This is a genomic window from Pseudomonas sp. SWRI68 (assembly GCF_014269165.1).
Taxonomy (GTDB): domain Bacteria; phylum Pseudomonadota; class Gammaproteobacteria; order Pseudomonadales; family Pseudomonadaceae; genus Aquipseudomonas; species Aquipseudomonas capeferrum.
Window position 1 is genome coordinate 80283 of record NZ_JABWRU010000021.1, and the last position, 7164, is coordinate 87446.

Annotated in this window: 6 protein-coding genes; 5 read left to right on the forward strand and 1 reads right to left on the reverse strand. The window is 60.5% G+C overall.

All coding sequences use genetic code 11. The features are described 5' to 3' along the window. The first annotated feature begins 320 nt into the window (after window positions 1-320). On the forward strand, window positions 321-2366 hold the full coding sequence (locus HU770_RS22830) for a TonB-dependent receptor (protein ID WP_186665668.1): 2046 nt from the start codon (window positions 321-323) through the stop codon (window positions 2364-2366). Between the two features lie 72 nt (window positions 2367-2438). Here HU770_RS22830 and HU770_RS22835 read toward each other — a convergent pair whose 3' ends face one another. After that, the gene (locus tag HU770_RS22835; RefSeq protein ID WP_186665670.1) at window positions 2439-4604 is read right to left on the reverse strand and encodes a methyl-accepting chemotaxis protein; all 2166 of its coding nucleotides are present in this window, start codon (window positions 4602-4604) and stop codon (window positions 2439-2441) included. Between the two features lie 460 nt (window positions 4605-5064). Between HU770_RS22835 and HU770_RS22840 the strand changes: the two genes are divergently transcribed. The 4 genes from HU770_RS22840 to HU770_RS22850 all read left to right on the forward strand — a co-directional run bounded on the left by HU770_RS22840 (window position 5065) and on the right by HU770_RS22850 (window position 7153). After that, the gene (locus HU770_RS22840) at window positions 5065-5889 is read left to right on the forward strand and encodes an AraC family transcriptional regulator (RefSeq protein ID WP_186665672.1); all 825 of its coding nucleotides are present in this window, start codon (window positions 5065-5067) and stop codon (window positions 5887-5889) included. Between the two features lie 72 nt (window positions 5890-5961). Beyond that, window positions 5962-6348: a cupin domain-containing protein gene (locus tag HU770_RS22845; RefSeq protein ID WP_047581975.1), complete on the forward strand. Its 387-nt coding sequence runs from the start codon at window positions 5962-5964 to the stop codon at window positions 6346-6348. Window positions 6349-6486: 138 nt separating this feature from the next. Next, window positions 6487-6723, forward strand: coding sequence for a hypothetical protein (locus HU770_RS27165; RefSeq protein WP_238338635.1), 237 nt, complete (start codon window positions 6487-6489; stop codon window positions 6721-6723). Between the two features lie 178 nt (window positions 6724-6901). Further along, the gene (locus HU770_RS22850; RefSeq protein WP_186665674.1) at window positions 6902-7153 is read left to right on the forward strand and encodes a hypothetical protein; all 252 of its coding nucleotides are present in this window, start codon (window positions 6902-6904) and stop codon (window positions 7151-7153) included. Window positions 7154-7164: the final 11 nt, after the last annotated feature.

Sequence of the window (7164 nt, forward strand, 5' to 3'; positions counted from 1 at the left end):
CAAGGCCCTGCTCGACGATGCCGAGCTGGGCATGCTGAAAACTCAAAAGTAACCACTTGTGGGAGCGGGCTTGCCCCGCGAAGGGCCGCAAAAGCGGCCCTGCAACTCAATTACCACCACGGACTCATACAGCGCCCAGGAATGCAGGTACCCGCCTGGCGATCCCCTGCCTGCAAGCCCCCTCCCCACAGTCAATTTTTGTAAATTCTAGGTAAATTATTATTCACATTTTCTTTTAAATGATTCTCGTTTGCGTTAATGTCCCGCCCCGATTGCATTCTGCCCCTGGAATCCAACCGCTCGACAAGGACAGTTACACGATGCCATACCCACCTTTTTCCCGTGCCCTGCTCACCGTCGCACTGCTCGCCGCGACTGCGGTGCAGGCCGAGGAAATTCACGAGCTTGAACCGCTCCCCGCCACAGAACTGCAAGCCTCGTTCGTCACCGCCACGGGCGGCGGCACTGATGTGCGAGACGCACCGGCTAGCGTCAGCGTTATCACCCGGGAAGAGATCGAGCGCCAGCCGGTCTACGACCTGAACACCCTGCTACGCCGCATCCCCGGCGTCACAGGGGGTTACGGCCCCGTGGGCGAGCAGTCGAAGATCAAACTGCGCGGCCTTGACGACAAATACACCTTGATCCTGGTGGACGGTAAACGCATCGGCAGCTCCGCCGACACTAACTACCGCCGTGATCTGGGTCGCCAGGACATCAACTGGATCTCGCCGAACATGATTGAGCGGATCGAGATCGTGCGCGGGCCGATGTCGTCGTTGTATGGCTCTGACGCCATGGGCGGCGTGATCAATATCATTACCCGCAAGGTATCCCGTGAGTGGAGCGGCTCGCTCAACGTCAATACCACGATCCCAGAAGACTCCGACCGCGGTCAGACCAACCAGACCAGCGTTAACCTCTCTGGCCCTGTCACCGACTCCCTGGGGCTGCGCCTGGGCGCCAACCTTACTCGGCGCGCTGCCGACGAAGCCGAGCCGCGCCTCGACGCACTAGGTGACTTCGTTTACAACGACGGCGCCGGCGGTTCCAAAGACCACAGCGTCAACGCCTTGCTTAATTGGCAGATCAACGACAACCATGAGTTGTCCTTCGAGGCTATCCAAGGCGTGGAGCGTTCGTGGTCGTCGAAGAAAACCTTCGGCGACTGGGGTGATACGGTCGGTGAGGGCTTTGGTGCCGGGCGCCTGACCCGTGATAGCTTCGTGGTCTCTCACCACGGCGACTGGGGCTTTGGTACCTCGCGTATCGACGCTTACCTGAACAAGTTCGACAACGAACTCAGCGAGGGCAAGGCCAACTCCGAAGAAAAAATCGTCGAGGGTAGCCTTAACATCCCGTTTGAACTGCTGGTAAACCAGCGCCTCACCGTTGGCGGCCAATGGAAACGCGAGCAACTGACCAACACCGACACGCTGGGCACCGTACCGGTTGATTACCAAGGGGCAGCGGTGGGCGGCGCGGACCTTGAAGGCGACTATTCCGCGCTGTTTATCGAGGACGAACTGTTTCTGCTCGACAACCTATCGCTGACGTTGGGCAACCGCTTCGACCACAGCGACGAGTACGGCAACCACAACAGCCCACGTGCTTACGTGGTGTATCACCCTCACCCTGACTGGACCGTACGTGGTGGCGTGTCACGCGGCTTCCGTGCCCCCAGCCTGAAAGAAGGCAGTGCTGGCGCGGCGACCAACTCTGGCGGTCGCGGTTGTACATCATTGCGCCCGCTGGGTTATGTGACCGGCAGTTGCTGGATGGCAGGCAACCCGAACCTGCGTCCGGAAATCAGCACCAACAAAGAGATTGGCGTCTCCTTCGACCGCGACGGTTGGGAGGCCAGCCTCACTTACTTCCACACCGACTTCAAAGACAAAATCGAGTATGCGCCGCTGGGGTATTTCCAGGGCCGCTGGTGGACCATGCTGGAAAATGCTGACAAAGCCCGCACCCGCGGCTGGGAAGGCAGCACCAAAGTGCCGTTGTGGGAAAACGCCAGCTGGCGCACCAATGCCACCTACATGCTCGAAAGCCGCAACCTGTCGACCGGTGAAGACCTGATCAGCTCGCCGAAGCTGTCGTTGTACAGCGCCATCGACTGGCAGATCACCGAACGGTTCGGTACCGAATTGTCAGCTCAGCACGTGGGCAAGCAACGCGGCCTGGGTACCGACTTCGTCAAGCCGTACACCACGTACGATCTGACCGCCAACTGGGCAGCCACCCACTGGCTCACCCTGAATGTCGGCGTGCAGAACCTGCTGGATGAAGACCCGCGTGATGACTCGACCAGCTATTACGTGCCTGGCCGGGCGTACTTTGCAGGGATAACTACTTACTTCTAATTGGCAGCGCACAACCCGGAATTCGCGCTTTTACGCGAATTCTGGGTTACTTGTGTGAGGCGCCGTCGGCGCTCAAGCAGCAGCGACCCGTTCGCCATCACCGCTGACCTCGAATTGCCCCACCAGCTTCTGCAGCTTGCCGGCATCCACCTTTACCTTCTGCGCGCTGTTTTGCAGCACCACTGCGGTCTGGCGCATCTCGCTGGAGGAGTGGTTAACCTGTTCGATGGTCTTGCCGTACTCGATGCTGCGGCGGTTGAGCTGCTGGATGATGGCGAACATGCCCTCCACCGCCTGGTGAAGTTGCACGTTCTCCGACGACGCATCCTCGGCCAGGCGCAAACTATCATCGACATTCTGCACGCCCTCCTCCATAAAACTCACCGCTTGCTGCGTTTCGTTCTGCAGGCCTTCGACCATGTGCCGGATATCGTCGGCCGCCCGTGCGGTGCGGGCCGCCAGACTGCGCACTTCATCGGCCACCACCGCGAACCCACGGCCATGCTCGCCCGCCCGTGCCGCCTCAATGGCGGCATTTAACGCCAGTAGGTTGGTCTGGTTGGTAATGTCGCTGATCAGCCCGGTGATATTGCCAATCTGCGCCATGCGGCTGTCGAGCAGTTGCACACTAGAGGCCGAGCGGGCCACCACATCGCGAATCGATTGGGTGCCCGCCTGCACAGCCAGGTACTGCTCGCGGGCGCGGCTGACCACCTCGTCCATGGCCTGCTTCATGTGTTCGGCGCTGACCGAAGCCTGCTGCAGCTCACCGAGCTGTTCCTCCATGATGATCATCATCTGGTGCACCGCATCGGCCACCTCGACAGAGCTCACGCTCGCTTCCTGGCTGCGCCCGAGCATCATCTGGTTGGTGCTGCCAACCGTGCGGCTGGCCTTGACCACCTGCCCCACCACGGCGTCCAGGCGGTCGATGAAACTGTTGATCCAGCGCGCCATGTCGCCACTCTCGTCATTGGCCAGGGCGCCAGTGTCCAGGCGCTGGCGCAGGTTGCCCTCACCCTCGGCGATGGTACGCAGCACACCGCTCATGCCGTTCAACCTGGCCGCCAGGCGCCTGGGCCCGAGCACGCCGAACAGCAGCGTAGCACCGACCATGCTGAGGGCCTGGATGGCGTCGTTCACCCCCTGTGGCAATCCGGCGTAATGCTGCACCAGGTAATTACAGCCGAACAACCCAACCATGGTCGCCACGTAGGGTTTCATCAACCGGTAGCTCAGCGAACGGCGGCGATAGACCTCCTCCAAGTCGGCCTCGCACATCATGCCCCAACGGTCGAGCGACCCTGGTAACTGGAAGGTCACGCCCTTGCCGACCACCGGCACATGGCGGTAGTCCGAATAACCCGGGTAAGTCACGAACAGGTTGGTACCACGCCGGATGGTTTCCCGCACGCCGGGGTGCAGTTCACGCGTCGCGGGGTCGGTGAAGCGCAGCTCCAGCTCGGTATGGCGCTGCACCTGCACCGTGCTCCAGGGCGTACGCACGCCGCTCTTGAGGTTTTCGCCATGGGTAAACGTCCCGTCCTCAAAGCGCGAACGGGACAAGGCGGTGCCTGGTTGCACGGTCGGGTCGAAACGCGATTGCACCATAAACAGATAGTTGTCGCCCGACTCGGCATAAATATGCCCGGCCTCGCGCTGAATCAGGTCGCCCAGCACATCATTGGGGACCCGGCCACACAGGCAGCCCAGGACGTTGCCCGCGTGCCTGATCGGCTGGTAGAACATCAGCGTCACCTCATCGTGAAAACGCGACGAGGATGGGCCGATCTGCAAGGTCATCGGGTCGCTGTAGGGCCCGTGAAGAAATGGCGCTTTCAGGCCTTGGGCCAACGCCGCGAGCTGCTCGCACTGCGTACTGCCACGCTTTGGCCAGGTGGATACCCTGACGTTGCCCGTGCAGTCAATCACACTCAGTTCCGAAAAATCTTCGGCCTGTGCCAGCTTGTCGAGTAATGCCGAGGGCTGAATATGAGCGAAGTCTGCTGCCAGGCATTCCGCCAACTCTGCCAGGTGATCCCATTGTTCGCGCGCCCAGTTGTGCAGCAACTGCACCCGCGTCTGGGCAATGGCTTCGAACGTCTGCTCGATTTCTACATAGTTCGAACGATTGAGGCGGCACGCCCACCTCATGCTGAACTTGCCGGCTTTGCCGAACCAGGGCAGCCAACCTCGCTCGCTCGATGACAACTGCATGGAACTACTTGAAAGCGACATTAAGTTCACCATAAGCGACACAGATATCAAAATGCCAGCAACTTCCACGCCAACTGTAATCCAAGCGGAATGCCGGGTAGTGGCTACCACTAGACGCTCACTGCTGGTGCATGAAGGCTGTTATTCCAGGCCACTTCGCACCCTGAAGGGGCGCGGAGAGAATGAAGCGATCTTACGCGGGCGGCCAGGCTGGATCGGTGGGATGTTGACCCAAGCGGATGTTCGGGTGGCTGAAAGAAAGCAACCGAAATGTCACACACTTCGACAAGCTTGCATAAAGCTACACCGCCATGGTCTCGTTGGCGTGTTCCATGCGCTGTCTGCGACACCTTGTTTCAGACAGCGCATGGGACTGCCGATCTGCTTTAGAGGTTCAGGGCCTCTGGCTGAGAGCGGCCTTACAGAAAGCGACCGTTTTCATGTGACCATCACGCGAGGTAACTCGCAGGAAAGCCCCTTCATGGTACGAAAAGCAAGCCCCGCTGCCACCTCGGACTGGGTCATACGTAGCGCTCAACCCGGCAGCGTGGAGCGGATCGAAGCATGGTTCGGCAGCCATGGCTACGACCCGCATCGTCACGACACCTACTCGATCGGCCGCACCCTCGCCGGCGTGCAGAGCTTTCACTACAAGGGGGCGCTGTGCCACGGCGTACCGGGTAATACGCTCGTCCTCCACCCTGACGAAGTCCATGATGGTATGGCCGGTACGGATGCAGGCTTTCGCTACCGGATGGCCTACATCGACCCGGCGCTGATTCAAAACGTGCTCAGCGGTGAGCCACTGCCCTTCATTGCCGGCGGGCTGACCCGCGACCCGCGCCTGTACCGCGCCAGTGAAGCCTTCGTGCAGGCACTGGATCACCCACTGGAAACGCTGGAGGAGCAGGACGCCGTCTATGACCTGGCCATGGCGCTGCGTGCGGTCGGCGGCAAGCCCCGCGGCCGCAAACGCCTGGACTACCGCTCGGCCGAGCGCGCCCGGGCGTTCATCATGGAACACCTTCAACAGGGCATCACCCTGGAGATGCTCGAACAGGCCAGCGGCCGCGAGCAATGGAGCTTGTCACGCGACTTCCGCGCCCTTTACGGCACCAGCCCCTACCGCTTTGTCACGCTGCGGCGCCTGGACACTGCTCGGCGGCTGATGCTGGATGGCTTCACGCTGGTCGATGCAGCACTGGCTGCGGGCTTTCACGATCAGAGCCACATGACACGGCACTTCACCCGCAGCTATGGCGTGTCGCCATTGCGCTGGCTGGAACGCTTGCGGCCTTCCCGCTGACTTGCAGGATCGTACAAGAGCGGCGTGCGTTGGGTTGGGTAGGCTGATCACCTCAACTACAGAGGATCCGTCATGTCCGACGCCAACACGCAACGCGCATCATGCCCTGTGAACCTGACCCAGAAGGCTTCACTGATTGAACAGCAGTGGAGCCCCAGGGTGGTCGCGGAAATGAACGACTACCAGTTCAAGGTTGTGCGAATCGAAGGTGAATTCATCTGGCATTCGCACCCGGAGACCGATGAAGCGTTTCTTGTGCTTGAAGGCACCTTGCGCATCGATCTGCCAGAGGGCTGCGTGTATGTGAACCCCGGCGAATTGTATGTCGTGCCACGTGGGGTGGAGCACAGGACAGCGGCGCAGGGGGAAGCGAAACTGATGATGATCGAGCCACGCGGCGTGGTGAATACCGGCCATGAAGGGGGTGAGCGGACGGCTTTGAACGACGTCTGGATCTGAGTTGATCGTCTCAATAGACGATACCGGGATGCGCGTAGACCCGCGAGCACACTATGCATATATGGAACTAAGATCCTCAATGCTGTAGAACTTCGTGAATCCGGCGCTTTAATAGCTATCGCTTCAGAGGACCGCTATATGGGCATCCGCAGCTTAGCGAAAAATCTGCCTCCAGACCCCGCCAAAGAGGGCTGGGTGCTTGGGTGGGGGGTCCTGCGGGATAGACATCCATGGCATTTTGTCGACGTCTATGCAGACCAGAAGACAGCCAAGGCGGAGGCGGAGCGCCTTGGAGATGAGTACGTCGTTGAGTACGGGTCACACCGCCTTGGCTCGAAGGAATTCATATGCGGTACCACCCTGCCTGAAGGCTAACGGCAGCGCATCTGTCCGCCTGGCCAAGCATCCAGCGTGGATGGAGCGCCCGCAAAGGTGCCGCTGTAGAAATGGCCTGGGTCAAAGAAGCCAAGTTCATCAAGGTCACAGGCGTGCAGAAGCGTGTCATCAAGACCTACACGTTCGAGGAAATCCCCGAGGCTGCTGAGGTGGCGCCATGACCCGCCTTCCCCTCTGCCTCCTGCTGCTGGCCACCGGCGCCAGCGCAACCGAGAACGTCATCGACGTGCAGCACGACAGCAAGCGCGGCGTCACCTGCTACACCCTCAACGGCGTCGGGATCAGTTGCATCCCCGACAGCCAGCTCCGGGCCGGCAACGAGCGCCAGCTCTCCCCGCACGAAACCCAACCCGAACCTACACCCGCTCTGGCGCCTGGGCGCTGGATTGATGAGAGGTATCAGCTGTGAGCGCAGTAACT